The sequence below is a fragment of the Luteibacter rhizovicinus DSM 16549 genome (assembly GCF_001887595.1).
In the GTDB taxonomy this organism is placed as follows: Bacteria; Pseudomonadota; Gammaproteobacteria; order Xanthomonadales; family Rhodanobacteraceae; genus Luteibacter; species Luteibacter rhizovicinus.
The window spans coordinates 4522771-4539191 of record NZ_CP017480.1; the positions used below are offsets into that span (position 1 = coordinate 4522771).

At 65.3% G+C, this 16421-nt stretch carries 15 protein-coding genes; 5 read left to right on the forward strand and 10 right to left on the reverse strand.

Translation table 11 applies throughout. The annotated features are described in order from the left end of the window. Window positions 1–2: 2 nt before the first annotated feature. The 8 genes from BJI69_RS20635 to BJI69_RS20670 form a co-directional block, all read right to left on the reverse strand. Window positions 3–1709, reverse strand: a complete 1707-nt coding sequence (locus BJI69_RS20635) for a putative porin (protein WP_046969332.1) — start codon at window positions 1707–1709, stop codon at window positions 3–5. Between the two features lie 56 nt (window positions 1710–1765). After that, window positions 1766–2446, reverse strand: coding sequence for an energy transducer TonB family protein (locus BJI69_RS20640; RefSeq protein WP_046969331.1), 681 nt, complete (start codon window positions 2444–2446; stop codon window positions 1766–1768). A gap of 4 nt (window positions 2447–2450) precedes the next feature. After that, window positions 2451–2858: an ExbD/TolR family protein gene (locus tag BJI69_RS20645; RefSeq protein ID WP_046969330.1), complete on the reverse strand. Its 408-nt coding sequence runs from the start codon at window positions 2856–2858 to the stop codon at window positions 2451–2453. A 10-nt stretch (window positions 2859–2868) separates the two neighbouring features. Next, window positions 2869–4644, reverse strand: a complete 1776-nt coding sequence (locus BJI69_RS20650) for a DUF2341 domain-containing protein (RefSeq protein ID WP_046980871.1) — start codon at window positions 4642–4644, stop codon at window positions 2869–2871. Between the two features lie 36 nt (window positions 4645–4680). After that, entirely contained in the window at window positions 4681–6294 is a 1614-nt protein-coding gene (locus tag BJI69_RS20655) for a ShlB/FhaC/HecB family hemolysin secretion/activation protein (RefSeq protein ID WP_053057344.1), read from the reverse strand. Window positions 6295–6405: 111 nt separating this feature from the next. After that, complete coding sequence (locus tag BJI69_RS20660) at window positions 6406–7374, reverse strand: FecR family protein (protein WP_046980873.1); 969 nt, start codon at window positions 7372–7374, stop codon at window positions 6406–6408. Window positions 7375–7379: 5 nt separating this feature from the next. Then, entirely contained in the window at window positions 7380–7916 is a 537-nt protein-coding gene (locus BJI69_RS20665; RefSeq protein WP_244890700.1) for an RNA polymerase sigma factor, read from the reverse strand. A 1-nt stretch (window position 7917) separates the two neighbouring features. Further along, window positions 7918–8628: an STN domain-containing protein gene (locus BJI69_RS20670; RefSeq protein ID WP_125903151.1), complete on the reverse strand. Its 711-nt coding sequence runs from the start codon at window positions 8626–8628 to the stop codon at window positions 7918–7920. A gap of 187 nt (window positions 8629–8815) precedes the next feature. Between BJI69_RS20670 and BJI69_RS20675 the strand changes: the two genes are divergently transcribed. After that, complete coding sequence (locus BJI69_RS20675; protein WP_071925052.1) at window positions 8816–9184, forward strand: hypothetical protein; 369 nt, start codon at window positions 8816–8818, stop codon at window positions 9182–9184. A gap of 110 nt (window positions 9185–9294) precedes the next feature. Here BJI69_RS20675 and gspD read toward each other — a convergent pair whose 3' ends face one another. Next, entirely contained in the window at window positions 9295–11637 is a 2343-nt protein-coding gene (gene gspD / locus BJI69_RS20680; RefSeq protein WP_046966326.1) for a type II secretion system secretin GspD, read from the reverse strand. Between the two features lie 237 nt (window positions 11638–11874). Then, window positions 11875–13287: an NADP-dependent phosphogluconate dehydrogenase gene (gndA, locus tag BJI69_RS20685; RefSeq protein WP_046966325.1), complete on the reverse strand. Its 1413-nt coding sequence runs from the start codon at window positions 13285–13287 to the stop codon at window positions 11875–11877. A 212-nt stretch (window positions 13288–13499) separates the two neighbouring features. Between gndA and BJI69_RS20690 the strand changes: the two genes are divergently transcribed. The 4 genes from BJI69_RS20690 to ykgO all read left to right on the forward strand — a co-directional run bounded on the left by BJI69_RS20690 (window position 13500) and on the right by ykgO (window position 16354). Next, entirely contained in the window at window positions 13500–14219 is a 720-nt protein-coding gene (locus BJI69_RS20690) for a CoA transferase subunit A (RefSeq protein WP_046966324.1), read from the forward strand. A gap of 10 nt (window positions 14220–14229) precedes the next feature. Next, window positions 14230–14865, forward strand: a complete 636-nt coding sequence (locus tag BJI69_RS20695; RefSeq protein WP_046966323.1) for a CoA transferase subunit B — start codon at window positions 14230–14232, stop codon at window positions 14863–14865. Between the two features lie 360 nt (window positions 14866–15225). Further along, window positions 15226–16140, forward strand: a complete 915-nt coding sequence (locus BJI69_RS20700) for a LysR substrate-binding domain-containing protein (RefSeq protein ID WP_046966322.1) — start codon at window positions 15226–15228, stop codon at window positions 16138–16140. 88 nt (window positions 16141–16228) lie between these two features. Then, window positions 16229–16354, forward strand: a complete 126-nt coding sequence (gene ykgO, locus BJI69_RS20705) for a type B 50S ribosomal protein L36 (RefSeq protein ID WP_029213509.1) — start codon at window positions 16229–16231, stop codon at window positions 16352–16354. The last annotated feature ends 67 nt before the right edge of the window (window positions 16355–16421 follow it).

Genomic DNA, 16421 nt, shown 5'->3' on the forward strand with positions numbered 1-16421 from the left:
CCTTAGAACCGGGCATTCATTTCAAGCTGGAACACGTCGATCGAGAGCGGCGGGCCGAACACTTCCCTGGCGTTGAAGTAGCGCAGGCTGAGCCACGAATACTTCGAGATGCCGTAGCTGCCGCCGAGGATGAAACCCTTGGCATTGGTGCCACCGAGGTGGAAGTCGGTGTCGGTCAGGCCATCGAGCGTGGCATCGGGCTGCAGGTACTTGTAGGCCAGGCTCACGTTCCAGTCGCCGGCCGCATGCGGGTTCACATCGCCGAGCGTGGCGCGCAGCATCCAGCCCACCGGGCCGCTCTTGTAGGTGGATTCGGCGATATCGCCGGCACCGAAGTTGTTGACCAGGCGATTCAGGCCGACGTCGGGGCGGAAGGCATCCGCGCGGTGGTAAGCCATGTTGCGGATGTAGTCGGCCTCGATGCGCAGCGGCGTATCGGCCACCTTGGTATCGAACTGGGCGTTGGCATCGGCGACGTGATAGTCGTAGACCAGGCCGACGAACTGCGGCTGCGCGTAGTTGGTCGGCGAGTTCGGGTCCGGCACGATGTCGCGGATCAGGAACAACGAGTTACCCTTCTGCATGAAAGCCGAGCGGCTGGTGTCCGTATCGCAGGCGGTCACGCCCAGGTAGATCGAGCACGGCGAGGACAGCTGGCCCTGCATGTGATCGAAGCGGTAGTACGCAAGGGCAGCCTTGAGCTGGGTGTCTTCGTTGAACTTCCACGTGGCACCGAGCTGTGCGCCGGTCATCCACTTGTCGCGGCTGGCCTGCTTGACGCCCTGCTGCGACGGGAAGTCGTCGGCCTGGTATTCGATCGGGAACATGCCGACGTTGGCGAAAGTGCTGAGCTGGTCGGTCATCGGCACGTTGAACTTGCCGACGATGCCGTCGAAGTTCAGGTCGTTCGAGTAGACCAGGTCCGTGCTCATGAACGGGTTCGGCATGCGGCCGCCGATGACCTGCGCCCAGTCCGTCGGCTTCCAGGCCAACCAGGCCTGGTCGAGCCAGACGTCCTTTTTGGCGAAGCCGCCGCCGAGGGTCTGCGTGGTCGAGACCGGGTTGTTGTCGTTGCCGGTACCGATGCGGATGCCGGCGGTGACGCCCTCACCCAGGTCGACGTTCACGCCGAGACGCGCACGGATACGCAGCGAGTTCGTGCGGTTCTCCAGCGTGTTGAGCAGCGGCGGCGGATTGTTGCCGTTGAGGTCGTAGGGACCCGTCTTGTTGAGCTGCGCGAAGTCTACGACGGGCGAAGCATTGCCCTTGTCGTAGTAGTGGAATTCGTCGCGCACGCGCATGTCGCCGGTCCAGCTGATCCGGTCGAGCCATTCGGGCAGCTTGCCCGGCTCGGCCCAATGCTCGGTCTTGGCCTGGGCGACCACTTCCTGGCGCAGCTCATCCTTGATCTGGTTGCGCACCACTTCGGGCACATAGGTGACGCGCACCTGGCCCGGCGTGGCGGGCGCCGCATTCGCGGTGCCGGCGAGCTTCTGCGCCTGCGCGGCCTCGGCATTGGCCTGGGCGATGAGGCCATCGGCGTCCGACTGGGTCAGCACGCCGCGCTTCACCAGCAGGCGAACGAGGTTGATCGTGGCGTTGTCCGACGCGGCACTCTGCGCCTGGGCAGCGCCCGCGCAGAGCGACAGCCCGATGGCGAGGGCCAGCACGGCTCGCGCGGGTCGATGGCGGGCCTTTCCGATGGTCATGCGAACTCTCCGGGGTTCCAAAGCGTGTGTTTCAAAGGGGGTTGGCGTGGTGGGCGTCATACGGGGCGCTTCCCGCGGATGGCCACGCGCACGGGGAAGTGCAGCGAGGCGGGCGGCGTCACGTCGATGCGCGGCATCGCACGCAAGGCGTCGAGCAAGGCTTCGTCGGTCTTCGCGTTGCCGGTGCCACCGACCAGTTCGGCGCGGGCGAGCTTGCCGTCGGCATCCAGCCACACGTCGGCGCGCACATCGAAGGCCAGGCGGTTGACCCGGTCGTCGCGCTGCACGGCCTGCTGGATCGCATAACCGAGGTACTGGCTGTAGCTGCCGGTACCCGTGCCGTTACCGCCACCGGAGCCGACCATGCCGCCGCCATCGCCGGCGCCGATGTTGAAGTTGTCGCTGCCGGCCTGGGCATCGCCGTTGATCGTGACGTTCCTGGCCACGTCGTTACTCGGCTTCGGTGCGTCCAGCGGCTTCTGCGGGATGTCCTGCGGCTTGTCGATCGGCTTGATGTCGTCCTCGACCTTCTTCGGCTCCGGCGGCTTTTCCTTCGGCGGCGGAGGCGGTGGGGGCAAGGGCGTGATGGTGGCGATGCGCGGTGCCTCGCGACGCACGCCGACGCTGCTGCCGGCGAAGTGCCAGATCAGCAGGCCGAGCAAGACGAGCACGACGACACCGACCGCCGGACCGAGCCAGCGTTTAGGTGTTGCGCGACGGGATGTGGGCAAGGTCACGCGCTCATCCCTTCGGCGACTTGCCGGTGACCAGGCCGACCTGCGGCAGGTCCACGCGACGCAGCAGGTCGAGGATGTCCATGACCTTCTGGTACTGGACCGTCGAATCGCCCTTCACCACCACCGGGAAATCCGGATTGAGCGCCTTCAGCGAGCGAAGACGCTCCTCGAGTTCGCCGATCGTCACCGGATAGGCATCGAGGAAGATCTGCCCGGATTCGGAGATCGTGATCGCCTTGGTCTGCGGCTTGGCCATGCTCACCGCCGCGCTGGCCTTGGGCAGGTTCACCTTGATGCCCTGCACCGACGCGGTAGTCATGATGATGAAGATCACGAGTAACACGTACGCCAGGTCGAGCATCGGCGTGATGTTGATGTCGTCGTACGGTTTCTCTTCGTCTTGCGCGCGCATGATCCGTTCCTCAGGCCGCGACGGCCGACGGGTGGGTGGTGCGCTGCTGTTCCGCCAGGCGAGTCACGAACTCGTCGACGAACACCTGCATGTTCGCGGTGACGTTCTTGTTGCGGATCAGCAGGTAGTTGTAGCCAAACAGCGCCGGAATCGCGACGAACAGGCCGGCGACGGTGGCGAGCAACGCCGCGGCGATACCCGGCGCGATCGCATTGACGTTCACGTCGCCCGCCGCGGCGATCGCGGCGAAGGTGATCATCACGCCGACCACGGTGCCGAGCAGGCCGAGGAAGGGGCCGCCGGAGATGGCGATGGTCAGCAGCACCATCGACTTGGACAGGCGCTGGTTCTCGCGCACCAGCACCGAGTCCATCGTGGCGCGGATGGCTTCGATGGATTCCGAGGCGATGTGGTCGTGACCGTCGGCATCGCGGCGGTTCCAGACTTCCGCGGCGCCGACCTTGTACAGGCGATACAGCGAGGCATCCTGCAGGCGGGCGGCGGCCGGATCCTTGGACAACGCGAGGATGTTGCGGCCCTGCTGGCGGAAGGCATCGAGGAAGTCCTCGTTGGCATTCGTCACGCGGTTCACGTAGGCGGCGCGCTGCCACATGACCACCCAGGACAACGCGGCCATGACCAGCAGGATGCCGATGATGACCCAGGCGTCCGCGGTGACCGACTTGACGATGATGCCGAAGTAACCGAAGCCCACACCCGACTGCTTCTCGTCGGCGCCGTAGTTCAGCAGCCTGGATTCCGCACCCTGGGTCTGCGCGTCCACCGCGATCAGCGTCGCCGGGCGGGCGATGCGCGACAGGCGCACTTCGTCCATCAGGCCGGTGAACGGCACGAAGGTCTCGGCCTGGCCGGCGATATCGCCACCGAGCGTGGCCTGGCTGGTCATCGCCGGCAGTTTCGCAGCGAGCTTGGCGTAGGGCTTGCCGTCGACATAGAGCGCGATGTCGTCGCCGGCGGCGGTGACCGCCAGGTGCGTCCAGGCACCGGCCTTGATCGGCTCGCCGGCCGTGCTGGTAGCGTCGCCGGTCTGCACGAAGGGCACGCCGTGATCGAGGCCGATCAGCAGCTTCTGCTCGCCCTGGCGACGGGCATAGACCAGTGCGCGACCGTCGGCCAAGGCATCGAGCTTGATCCAGGTGCTGAACGTGAAGGTGCCACCTTCGGCGACATTCATCGACACGCTGCCCGGCAGGGTGACGATCTTGGAACCATCGAAGTGCGCGGATTTGCCGATGACACCGTCGACGCCGGCGATATCGTTGCCGACGGCGTTGTTGCCATAGGCGGTGGCATCGTGCGGCGGCGTGCCGGCGGGCTCTTCAAAGTGATACACCGCAGCGTAGTCGGCGTCGAACACCGCGCCGGCCTTCTCGGCACCCTGGGCCTTGGCGTTGCCGTAGTACATCCAGATCTGCTGCTGCGCGTCCGCGGCGACCTGCGGCACGTCGACCCAGATCAGCGCCACGCCGAGCACCGGATCGAAGCTCTCGATCTGGAAGTTCAGCGGCGTCTTGTCGTCGGCGGCGACAAAGCGAACATCTGCGCCGGATTCCGAGACACCGTCGAAGGTGAAGTTGCCCGAGTGCAGGCGAACCAGCAGCGGCGTGCGACCGACCGCCGTCGTGACGTTGCCGCCCTTGGCCGTCGTGTCGATGGTGATGGCCTTGCGGAAGGAGAAGTCCTGGTTCCACCACGAGGTGTCGGCATGAGCCGCCGGCACCCAGCCGAGGATCAGCAAGCAGGTCAGTAACAAGATTCGAGTCACGGTGATACCCCTGGAGTCTATGGTCCGACCTGCCGGTCAGAGATCCGCTTTGAGTGAGAAATGGATGCGAGTGTCGTGTGCCCGCGTGGCCTGCCCGTTGTTGAACGGATAGGCCACTTCGAACGCACCGGTGGCGATGTTGAAAATCTGGAAACGGGTACCGACGCCGACGCTGGAAAGGTCGTAGCTGGTAACGCGCGTGCTGCCGGCATCCGGATTGGCCGCGTCGATCAGCTGGGGCAAGGCGTTCATCAGCGCCAGACGCGCGGCGTCGGCGAAAACATGGAATCGCCAGTCGTTGACCCAACCGCCGATGTGCTGGGCGATCGAAGGCGTGCGGAATTCCAGCGAACCGATGACGCCGTGGTCGGCGGTCTCCTCGGCTTCGAGGTAGCCGCGAACCGTGCTGTCGCCGCCGGCCGCGTACTGTTCGCTGGATACCAGCGACGAGGTCGACAGCTGCAGGCCGAGGCGGCCCGCCAGGCTGAAGCCGTCTTCGAACAGCATCGTGTGGCCACCGTCGAACTTCACGTAGAAGAAGTTCTGCTTGGCCTTGTAGCGCTGGTTGTCGAAGGCCGCCGAGTCGCTGCCACCGGCACGGAAGCCGAAGGTGCCGCTCACGCCGATGCTGCTGGAGGAGCGTTCGCCGACCGACTGACCCTGGTAGCTGGCCACTACCGGGATATAGGCGATCGGTGCCTTCGAGGTCTGCTCACCCAGGCTGATGTTCTGGTCGAAGTGCTTGCGCGTCACGCCCAGCGACAGCGACTGCGAGTACTCGCCATGCGTCGGCAGCGTACGCACGAAGGTGAAGCCGAAGGCGTTGCCCTTGCCCAGCACCGTGGTGCCGCCAACGGCATTGGCGTTGCTGTTGGACTTGTACGCGGAGGTGAGCACGCTCCAGTCGCTGCTCAGCGGAATCAGATAGGAGCCGGCCCAGACTTCCGCCGCGTTGCGATCCTGCGGCGCGACGATATACGTCAGCGACGCCGACTGTCCCTTCTGGAACAGGTTGTCGTCGCGCACGCTGGCCACGGTGCGCAGCTCGGGCGTGTTGACGCTATGGTCGTTGTTGACCTCGAGGCTGGCGTGCAGCGGCGAGCTGTCGGTGACCTTGAGCGTCACGTCCATCGTCTGCGGCAGCTTGCCCGGCGCGAGCACCGGAACCACCTGCGCACCACCGCGCTTGTTCACGTCGGTGAGCTGCTGCTGGGCATCGGTGAAGTTCGGCACGTCGCCTTCGCGCAGCGCCGGCACGGCATCGCGGATGTCCTTGGGCGAGCGGTAGGTCGCGCCTTCCACGCGCACGCGGCCCACGGTGTTCTCGGTGACCTGGAAACGGACCACCCCACCCTTCACCTGCTGCGGCGGCAGGTCGACCACGACGGACTGGTACCCGTGCGCCTGGTAAAGCTTCTGCAGCGCGTCCCGCGCGGCGCCCACGTCGTTCATCGACTTGCCGGGGCCGAGGAACGGATACACGGCCGTTTCGATATCCAGCGCTTGCAGTGTCGTGTTGCCATCGACGACGTACTCGTTGACGTCGAACGCGGTCGGCGCGTCCTGCGCCGCGGCGGCACCTGTCAGCGATAGCGAGATCGCCAGCGCCAGCGCGCGTGCGCCTCGCACCCATACTGCTCGTGTAGCCACGCGGACCTTCCCCTGATGTTCCATCTGCCCTAAGGACGCGTGGGCAGTGGCGGCACTGAACCGTTGTCACGAAAAATTCATGAGGCCGACGGTGCCGGCCCCGGGCGACAGTCAGCTCAACAACACCCAGCCACCAGGAAGGTGGGTAGCGTGCGCGCCATAGGCGTCTTCGATCAGCGTGGCCACGTCGGCCATCTGGTCCAGGGTGAAACGCGCATGCACGCGCCGCTCGCCGAGGGCACGGTCAGTAATGACGATGCGACCGGGGCGATAGCGATTGATGTCGGTGACGACGTCGGCCAGGGGCTGGTTGTCGTAGATCAGGACGCGATGCCTCCATGCGAGCGCGGTATCGGGGTTCACGGCCATCGCGGCGCCGAGGCCATCGGCGTCGAAGGCCAACTGCTGTGACGGCTTGACCAGGGTCTTCGTCGCGGCCCGTGCCAGCACGGCCTGCCCTTCGAGGCAGGTGACCGAGGACACGCCATCCACGCAACGCACGGCGAACAACGCGCCCGGGCCGGAGAGCACGCGGGCGTCGTCCAGTTCAACGACGAAGGGGGTGGTATGACTCGCGTCGATGCGGACGACCGCTTCGCCCGAGCGCAGGCGAAAGCCGGTGATCGCATTGCCCGAGGAACGCACGCCGATGTCCGTGGCGGTGTTCATTTCCAGCGCGACGCCTTGCGTCACGTCGACGTGCCGCTGTTCGCCGACAGCCGTGCGCAGCGTCGCACCCGTGCCGCGTTGCCCGCCCATGTCGAAGCCATAACGGGCGACGACGACGGCAGCGACGGACGCCGCGATGGCCGACCCGAGGAAGGCGCGGCGACTCATCCTCACCGCGTGACGTGGCGCCGGGCGCCCACCACGCGGCGCAGCGTCCTGGCGCCGGGCGATGGCCGGGCCGAGGTCGTGCCACATCTGCCGCGTGCGTGCGAAGGCTTCGGCGTGCTGCTCGCTCGCAAGGCACCAGCGACGAAACGCTTCGCCGTCCTCGCGGGTGGCCGTGCCCGAGGTCAGATGCACGAGCCACGCCTGGGCCTGGCGCTCGCTCTCCTTGGTCTTGGTCGTGTCCATACCGCTCAAGACGGATCTCCCGCCCCGGGACCGAACCGCTGTACCGATTTTCTGCCTACTTTTGTGGCACAGGTCTCAAGAGCCTTCTTCAGTTCCTTGCCGACCATGCGCACGGAGATGCCGTGACGCGCCGCGATTTCCACCTGCGGCAGCTCGTCGATCCGTGCCGCGATGAGGATCTCGCGCTGGCGACGGGTGAGCATGTCCAGGGCCAGGCCCAGCGCCGCGATGTCCTGCTGCGACGAAAGCACGGTGGGTGGATCGAGATGATCGTCCGCACCCTGGATCAGGTCATCGACTTCCTCGCCCGTGAGCAGCCGGCCGGAGGAACGATGATGATCCGCGGCCATGTTGAGGGCCATGCGGAACAGATAACCGGTCGGGTGCGTGGCGCGCTCGGCATCGGGATCGAGCCGCTCGACGCGCAGGTAGGTCTCCTGCAATACGTCGTCGACGAGATCGTCCGAACGCAGACGGCGACGCAGCCGACGGCGGAAGTCTTCGTAGTTGGCGAGGAACAGCCCGAGCATCGTGGTGTCCACGTCAGCTCTCCCACTCGCGCGAACCGGCACAGCGCGATGCGCCGGAAGCCGACGGCGTTAGCAGAACTGTCACAGGGCTGAAACGGGACGTAGACGCTGGCAAGCGCACCCCGCGTAGCGTCGACACGACGCGCGCGTCGCGCTGCGGGTCATCCGACGGCGCCAGTGCGGACACGCGCCCGATGACGCCTGCGGCGTCGATCCACACCTGCATGGCCAGGCGAAAGCTACCCGGACGCGTCGCTGCGTGCGCGCAGAGCGCAGCCTCGATCGCCACCTGGATCACCGCGGCACCGTGCTCGTCGAGCGCAGGAAACTCATCGTGCGTGGCGACGCCGGACACGGCCGGCACCTCGGCATCGGTCGTCGGATCGGCGGTGACGGTGAACGCGCTCATCGAGGCGAAATGAGCGCTGAGGCCCGTTCCCACGAGCAAAACACGTAGCGCATCACGTGCGCCGGCGACACCATGGATACCCGGTGACGAGCGACCCGCGACAAGGGAATCGTCGAACAGCACGGCAATGCCCGTCGCTTCGCTATAACCGCGGAGCGCGGTAGCGAGCGGCTGTGCGTCGATGTCGAAGCGCGTTGGCGCATGCGTTTCTTCCGACCCCTGTGAAGCGTCCGCCGGGGTCCGCGCCTGCGCCGCGAGGAGCGGCGATGCGAGCAGGATCGAGCACGCGACCAGCGCGAAAACGCAGCGTGTCACGGTCATTCCTTCGCGCATGGGCGTACGGGACGGGGACTTGTCTCGTGGGAAGGCTAGGCGCGGCAAATGACACAACCGCGCTGTTTCCGTGACAAAGTTAGTGACAAAGCCATGACAACAGCCTCGCCACTTACGTAGGGCGCGCCGCACGTGCTATTCAGCGCAACGACGACTCAGGGAATGATGTATGCGTATTCGGCAGATGGTGTTCGTACTGACCATGGCGGCAACGTCTGGTGCCTCCGCGCAGGAGACGAAAAGCGTGGTCACCCTGCCCGGCGTGCACGCATCGGCGACGCCGGGCTGCGTCGAGCACGGCAGCAACGACGGCACGAGCCTGTCCTACGCCTGCCTCAACCAGCTGGTCGCCAGCAGCGCGACTCCGGTACCCCTGCCCAGGGACGCGGACATCACCAAGCGCCCCACCAACAGCTTGGGCCTGTACAACGCCAACAGCCTCAGCCACCGCATGGGCCCGAACCTGGGCATCTCGGTCCAGCCCTACCGACCGAAGGTCACCTACCCCACCCCGTTAGCCCCAACCCCAGCTCGGTAACAGCCGCTTCTTGTGGGAGCCGATTCATCGGCGATCCCGCGGCAGCGGGCCAGGTTGCGGCAAGCACCCTATCGCCGCTGAAGCGGCTCCCACATAGAACTCCCGCCACCTCAGGGATGCAACGGCACCGTCACCGTCGGCTCGGCGGCGCGCGGCTTGGCCGGCGACTCCCGATACGGCTGCAGCGATTCGAACTTGCGCTGGTACTCGTCGGTGATCTGCTTCGCGTCTTCGCCATTGGTGATGACGCGCGGTGTGATCAGCACGATCAGCTCGGTGCGGTTCCGGCTGCGCGTGGTCGAACCGAACAGGCGTCCGAAGACGGGAATGCGGTTCAACCCCGGAATACCGGTATCGGTGGTGCCCTCGTCCTGCTTGATCAAACCACCGAGCAACACCGTCTGCCCGCTCTGCACGGCCACCTGGGTGGCGACCTCGCGCTGCTGGATCGGAAAGTTGCCGGTCGTGATGTCCTTCTGACCCGGCGCGCTCACCACCTGGTTGATGTTGAGGTACACCAGGCCACCCGGATTCACGCGCGGACGCACGTTGAGGATCACACCGGTGTCCTTGTACTCCACCTGGCCGATCGTGTTGTCCGTGTTCGCGCCGGTGTTGACGAAGGTCTGCGTGATCGGAATCTGGTCGCCGACCTGGATGTGCGCCTTCTGGTTGTTCAGCACCACCAGCGATGGCGCGGACAACGTCTTCGTATTGCCACTGGTCTCCATCGCCTTCAGCGCGACGGACAGGTTGTTGTTGACGAACGAGTAGAAGAAGCTGTCCGTGGTCGGGTTGTAGACGTTGCCGCCGCTACCGAGTGCCCACTGTTGCTGGTTGCCCGGCTGGCCCACCGACCCGTTCTTGCCGCCGACGAGACCTTCCAGATACCACTGCACACCAAACTGGAAGTTGCCGGTCAGGGCCACTTCGAGGATGCGCGTTTCGATCTGCACCTGCAGCGGCACGGCATCGAGGCGCTTGATCGCCTGCTCGATCTCCGCCCACTGCGCCGGGCGGCAACGCACCATCAGCTGGTTATTCGAATCCACCGAGGTGATACGCACGCCCTCGTCGGTCGTGATCGCGCCGGTATGTGAGCGATGCGAATTGTCGTCGTCACCGAAGCCACTGCCGGCAAAGCCGCTCTGCGAACCGTTGATCGACGAACCGCCGCCGCTACCGAAACCCGACGACGAGCCGTTGATGCCGTTGCCGCCGGTCGTATTGAGGTAACCGCCAGACGACGAGGACGAGGAGCCACTGCCGAACGTGCCCGAGCTGTTGCCGAAGCCGGAGCCGGAACCGTTACGCGAATCGCTGTCGCCACCGAGCGTGCCCGAGCTCAGCCCCGGACCGACCTTGCCGCCGCGATCGCCCGAGCGGCCACCACTGGAGCCACCGCCGTAGATGTCGGAGAGGTAATCGGCCAGGTCGGACGCCTGTACGTTGCGCACGTCATAGACGTAGAGCTGCGCTTCGTTGCCGCCGCCATGGTCGATGCGATCGATCCAGCTGCGCACTTCGTCCAGGTACGCCGGCTGCGGACTGATCACCACCAGCGAATTGGTCCGCTCGATGGGAATGAAACGCAGCAGGCCCGCCATCGGCGTATTGCCCTTGTCGCCGAACAGCTTGTCGAGCATCGGCGTAAGGTCCTTGACCTCCGCGCGCTGCAGGCTGAACACGCCCACGGACATGCCGCGCAACCAGTCCACGTCGAAGGTGGCCACGGTGCGCTGGTAGTTCTCCAGCTCGCTCGGCGTGCCGGCCATGACCAGCACGTTGCGCGTGGGGTCGGCGAGCAGCACGGCATCGGCGCGCGCGAACGGCTTGATCAGCTTCTGCATCTCCGTCGCGGAGATGAAGTGCAAGGGGAAGAGCCGCGCCTGAAGGCCACCGGCCGGCGCGTTCGCGCCGATGCTCGGCACGAGGTTGCCGGCGACGGCGTCCTTTGCGGGCATCACCACGTAACGGCCATTGCTGTGGACCAGCGCGTTGCCCGTCCACGACAGCAGGGTCTCCAGGATCGGCAAGGCCTGCTCGGCCGTGACCGGCTGGGAGGTCGAGAAGGACACGTTGCCCTGCACGCCCGGCACGATCGAATAGTTTTCATGCAGCAGATCGCCGAGGATCGCCTTGACCACCGACTCGACCGGCTGGTTCTCGAAATTGAAGGTCACCGTGCCCGCGCCTTCGGCGACCGGGGTCGGCTTCGCCAGGCCGACGGCCTTGACGAACTCGCCCGTGCCCGTCGTCACTTCCGGCGCAGCCACGCTCGGCGCGGCCGGGTTGGTGCTGGGGAGGATCACCGACCGAGGTGCGGGTTTTTCGGTGCCGGCCATGGCTTCGCGCTGCAACGCCCCGTCGTCGCGCGGCTGAGGCAGGGTCGAGCATCCGGCCAGCGCTATCGCGAGCGCCACGGCGCCGGTCAGCTTACGTCTCTGCGTCAAACAACGTACTCCCTGATTGGTCGCAAAAAGGCCGCCGCGCACGCGGCAGCCCTCTCGATTGCGCCAACTCTAAAGGGAGGCTCCCACTCAGCGCTAGTTCTTACGTCTCAAGCCGTGAAGCAAGTCCGCTCGGAAGACAGCCTGGTCCATGTCGGAGCCGCTTCAGCGGCGATAACCAGGCCGCGATCATCTGGCCCGCTGCCGCGGGATCGCCGATGAATCGGCTCCCACATGGCTCTACTCAGCCCACTCGGCGTGGAAACTGCCCTTTTCGTCCACCCGCTCGAAGGTATGGGCCCCGAAGAAGTCGCGCTGGGCCTGGATGAGATTGGCCGGCAGACGCTCGGCCCGATAGCTGTCGTAGTAGGCGATGGCCGCGGAGAAACCGGGCACCGGCACGCCCACCCGAACCGCCTCGGCGACCACTTCGCGCAGCGCGCCCTGGTAGTTCTGCACGATATCGCGGAAGTACGGGTCGAGAAGCAGGTTCTTGACGTCGCCGTCGTTCTTGTAGGCGTCGGTGATTTTCTGCAGGAAGCGGGCGCGGATGATGCAGCCGGCGCGGAAGATCTTGGCAATGGCGCCGTAGTCCAGCTTCCAGTCGTTCTCGTCCGAGGCCGCGCGCAGCTGGGCAAATCCCTGGGCATACGAGATGAGCTTGCTCATGTAGAGGGCGCGACGGACCGACTCCTTGAACGCCGAACGGTCACCCGAGAACTTCTCGGCCTTCGGCCCGGCCAGTTGCTTGCTCGCGGCCACGCGCTCCTCCTTCAGGGAGGACAGCCCGCGGGCGAACACGGACTCCGTGATCAGGGTGAGCGGGACGCCGAGATCGAGCGCGCTCTGGCTGGTCCACTTACCGGTGCCCTTCTGCGCTGCCCGGTCGAGGATCATGTCGACAAGCATCTTGTCGCTCTTGTCGTCTTTCTTGGTGAAGATCTTCGACGTGATCTCGATCAGGAAGCTATCGAGCTCGCCCTCGTTCCATTCGCTGTAGACATCCGCCAGCGACTGATTGTCGAGGCCGAGCACGTGCTTGAGCACGGCGTAGCTCTCGGAGATGAGCTGCATGTCGCCATATTCGATGCCGTTGTGCACCATTTTCACGTAATGACCGGCCCCGCCCGGGCCGATATAGGTGACGCAGGGCTCCCCATCCGGCGCCTTCGCGGCGATCTCGGTGAGGATGGGTGCGACCAGGTCGTACGCGTCGCGCGGACCGCCGGGCATGATCGACGGACCCTTCAGCGCACCCTCCTCGCCACCGGACACGCCGGTACCGATGAAGTGCAAGCCGTCCTTCGCCAGCTCCTCGCCACGGCGCACCGTGTCCTTGTAGTAGGTGTTGCCGCCGTCGATAAGGATGTCGCCCTTGTCCAGCAAGGGGCGCAACTGCTCGATCACCGCATCGGTGCCCTTGCCAGCCTGCACCATCAGCAGGATACGGCGGGGTTTTTCAAGAGAGTCGACGAACTCTTCGAGCGAGTACGTCGGCACGAGTTGCTTGTCCTTGCTCTCGGACATCACCTCGTCGGTCTTTTCCTTACTTCGATTGAAGATGGAAACGGCGTGTCCACGGCTTTCGATATTCCAGGCCAGGTTGCGACCCATGACGGCCATGCCGATCACGCCAATCTTCTGCTTGCTCACGAGAACCTCCAGGTTGGGGAATTGCGGGAGACGGGCCTTCGGAAACCTGTCAATCAAACCGCAGACCGGGCATCAGTTCTTGTCCGAATACGACTTTGCTGCCCAGCACCATGGACGAGCGTGAACCCACGAAGGACCACGGGACGTGATGGCGCTCGGCTATGATGGCGGGCGAACCGGCGGCGGGACCGCCCGGATGGACTCGACAACGCATGAACCAGGTGAAGTCGCATTCGCGCGACAAACGTGTCGCCAGCGCCCGTGAGGCCCTGGCCGGCCTCGTGGCCGACGGACAGATCATCGCCGTGGGTGGCTTCGGCCTCTGCGGTATTCCCGAACGGCTGATCGAAGCCCTGCGCGATTCCGGGGTCAAGGGCCTGACCGCCGTGTCCAACAACGCCGGCATCGACGGCGTCGGCCTCGGCCTGCTGCTGGAGACCCGCCAGATCCGCAAGATGGTTTCCTCCTACGTCGGCGAGAACAAGGAGTTCGAGCGCCAGTTCCTGGCCGGTGAGCTCGAGGTCGAGTTCACCCCGCAGGGCACCCTGGCCGAGAAGCTGCGCGCCGGCGGCGCCGGCATCCCCGCCTTCTTCACCCGTACCGGTTACGGCACGCAGGTGGCCGAGGGCAAGGAGACCCGCGAGTTCGACGGCAACATGTACGTGATGGAGCGCTCCATCGTGGCCGACGTCGCCCTGGTCAAGGCCTGGAAAGCCGACCCTTCCGGCAACCTCGTCTATCGCAAGACCGCGCGCAACTTCAATCCGATGGCTGCCACGGCGGCCAAGGTCTGCATCGCCGAGGTGGAGATCATGGTCGAAGTCGGCGAGCTGGACCCGGACCAGGTCCACACGCCGGGCATCTACGTCGATCGCATCGTGCACAATCCCGCGCCGTCCAAGCGCATCGAACAGCGCACCGTGCGCGCCTGAGGAGAACACCATGGCCTGGACTCGTGAACAGATGGCGCAGCGCGCCGCCCTGGAACTCTCCGACGGCGACTACGTGAACCTGGGCATCGGCTTGCCGACCCTGGTCGCCAACCACCTGCCGGATGGCGTGGACGTGTGGCTGCAGTCCGAAAACGGCCTGCTCGGCATCGGCCCGTTCCCGACCGAAGACGAAGTGGACGCCGACCTGATCAATGCCGGCAAGCAGACCGTCACCGCCCGCCCCGGCGCGTCGTTCTTCTCCAGCGCGGATTCCTTCGCGATGATCCGCGGCGGCCACGTGGATATCTCCATCCTCGGCGCCATGCAGGTCACCGGTGAAGGCGATATCGCCAACTGGATGGTGCCCGGCAAGATGGTCAAGGGCATGGGCGGCGCGATGGACCTCGTCGCCGGCGTGAAGCGCGTCGTCGTGGTGATGGAACACACCGCCAAAGACGGCACGCCGAAGATCCTCACCGAATGCACCCTGCCCCTCACGGGCAAGGCCGTGGTCGACCGCATCATCACCGACCTGGCAGTGTTCGACGTCACGCCCGGCGGTCTCGAACTCATAGAGCTGGCCCCCGGCGTCGACGAAGGTCACGTGCGCGCCAGCACCGAGTGCGCCTTTACCGCAAACCTCTAGCCGGTAGGAGCCGATTTATCGGCGATGCTTTGGCCTTCTGTGGGAGCCGGCTATGCCGGCGATGGGCTGCGGCTAGACCGCTCCGTAGGCTTTTCGCCGATGAATCGGCTCCCACATGTCCATTCGCCGATGAATCGGCTCCCACATTTCCGGCAGCAGAAATAAAGTCGCCCCGCAGAGGACGCCTCGGTATGGGCCTCGGGGGGGAGGTAGGCCAGATACCGGTGTTTAGCGTCGATGCGGGGCGAGGGACCTACCGACCCAGGGGGAGGGTTGATTGGTAGGTCGAGACGGATAATAGATTTCCTAGGAAATTCTCGCCAATATATCTTTCACGAGTCACTTAGACGAAAATCGACTATGTTCGATCTGCGCCAGCTGCGCTACTTCGTGGAAGTGGCGGAAACCCTCAGTTTCACCCAGGCCGCCCAGCGCCTGCATATTTCGCAGCCTCCGCTGTCGCAGCAGATCCTCGCCCTCGAGGCGGATCTCGGTGTGCGCCTGTTCGACCGCAACCGTCGCCGCGTCGCCCTGACCGAGCCGGGCCGGCTGTTCCTGCTCGAAGCCAAGGCCATCCTGGCGCGGGCGGAAAGCGCGCGAACCGTGGTGACCGAAGCGGCCGCGGGGTTCACCGGCCAGCTGAGGCTGGCCTATGCCGTCTCCGTATCATTTCACCGTGCGCTGCCGGAAACCTTGCTGCGCTTCACACAAGCGGCACCCGGCGTCAGCCTGCACCTGGGCGAGATGCTGACCGGCGCCCAGTACGACGCCATCCTCAGCGGACAGATCGACGTGGGCCTGCTCCGGGCCCACCCCGAAGGCGTGGCCAATGCCCGCCAGCTCAATGTCGAGGTGATCGACCACGAACCCCTGGTCATCGCCCTGCCTGCCGGCCACCGCTTCGCCCAACGCGAGTCGCTGCGCATGGAGGAACTGGCCCACGAGCGCTTCGTGGCCCCGCCCCGGGCCCACGCAGCCACCCTGATCGACCGCTTGATGCTGCTGGCGAACAAGGCCAGGTTCCGCCCCAACGTGCGCCAGGAAGCCCAGCAGATCCCTTCCCTCCTGCCCCTGGTCGCCGCCGGCCTCGGCCTGGCATTAGTGCCGGGGTCGTTGCAGGCCGTGCATCTGGACGGCGTGGCCTTCGTGCCTGTCGACGATCCGGAAGCCTTCCTCTTGCTCGCGGTAGCCAGTCGCGTGGACAATACGTCCCCCGTGCTGGAGAGCTTCCTGCGCACGGTGCGCGAGGCACGTACCGCGCTTGGCCTTGCCTGAAAGGTCAATCTTTCCCTGCGCTTGCGTAACAGCGACCGGATCGCTACAATTCCGTTTTTCCTTGTCCTTAAAGTTTCAGGAGCTAGCCGTGAAGGTGCTTTCCTCTTTGAAGTCCGCGAAGTCGCGTCACCGTGACTGCAAAGTCGTTCGCCGTCGCGGCAAAGTGTTCGTGATCTGCAAGAGCAACCCCCGTTTCAAGGCTCGTCAGCGCTAATAGCTAGCTGCGACGGGTAAAAAAGAAGGCCGCGAAAGCGGCCTTTTTTTATGCCTGATGTCAATGT

What these genes read in the sequence shown, in the direction of transcription:
- BJI69_RS20635 (WP_046969332.1), bottom strand. Translation starts at nt 1,709, where the DNA reads ATGACCATCGGAAAGGCCCGCCATCGACCCGCGCGAGCCGTGCTGGCC.
- BJI69_RS20645 (WP_046969330.1), bottom strand. Translation starts at nt 2,858, where the DNA reads ATGCGCGCGCAAGACGAAGAGAAACCGTACGACGACATCAACATCACG.
- BJI69_RS20660 (WP_046980873.1), bottom strand. Translation starts at nt 7,374, where the DNA reads ATGGACACGACCAAGACCAAGGAGAGCGAGCGCCAGGCCCAGGCGTGG.
- BJI69_RS20675 (WP_071925052.1), top strand. Translation starts at nt 8,816, where the DNA reads ATGCGTATTCGGCAGATGGTGTTCGTACTGACCATGGCGGCAACGTCT.
- BJI69_RS20690 (WP_046966324.1), top strand. Translation starts at nt 13,500, where the DNA reads ATGAACCAGGTGAAGTCGCATTCGCGCGACAAACGTGTCGCCAGCGCC.
- BJI69_RS20695 (WP_046966323.1), top strand. Translation starts at nt 14,230, where the DNA reads ATGGCCTGGACTCGTGAACAGATGGCGCAGCGCGCCGCCCTGGAACTC.
- BJI69_RS20700 (WP_046966322.1), top strand. Translation starts at nt 15,226, where the DNA reads ATGTTCGATCTGCGCCAGCTGCGCTACTTCGTGGAAGTGGCGGAAACC.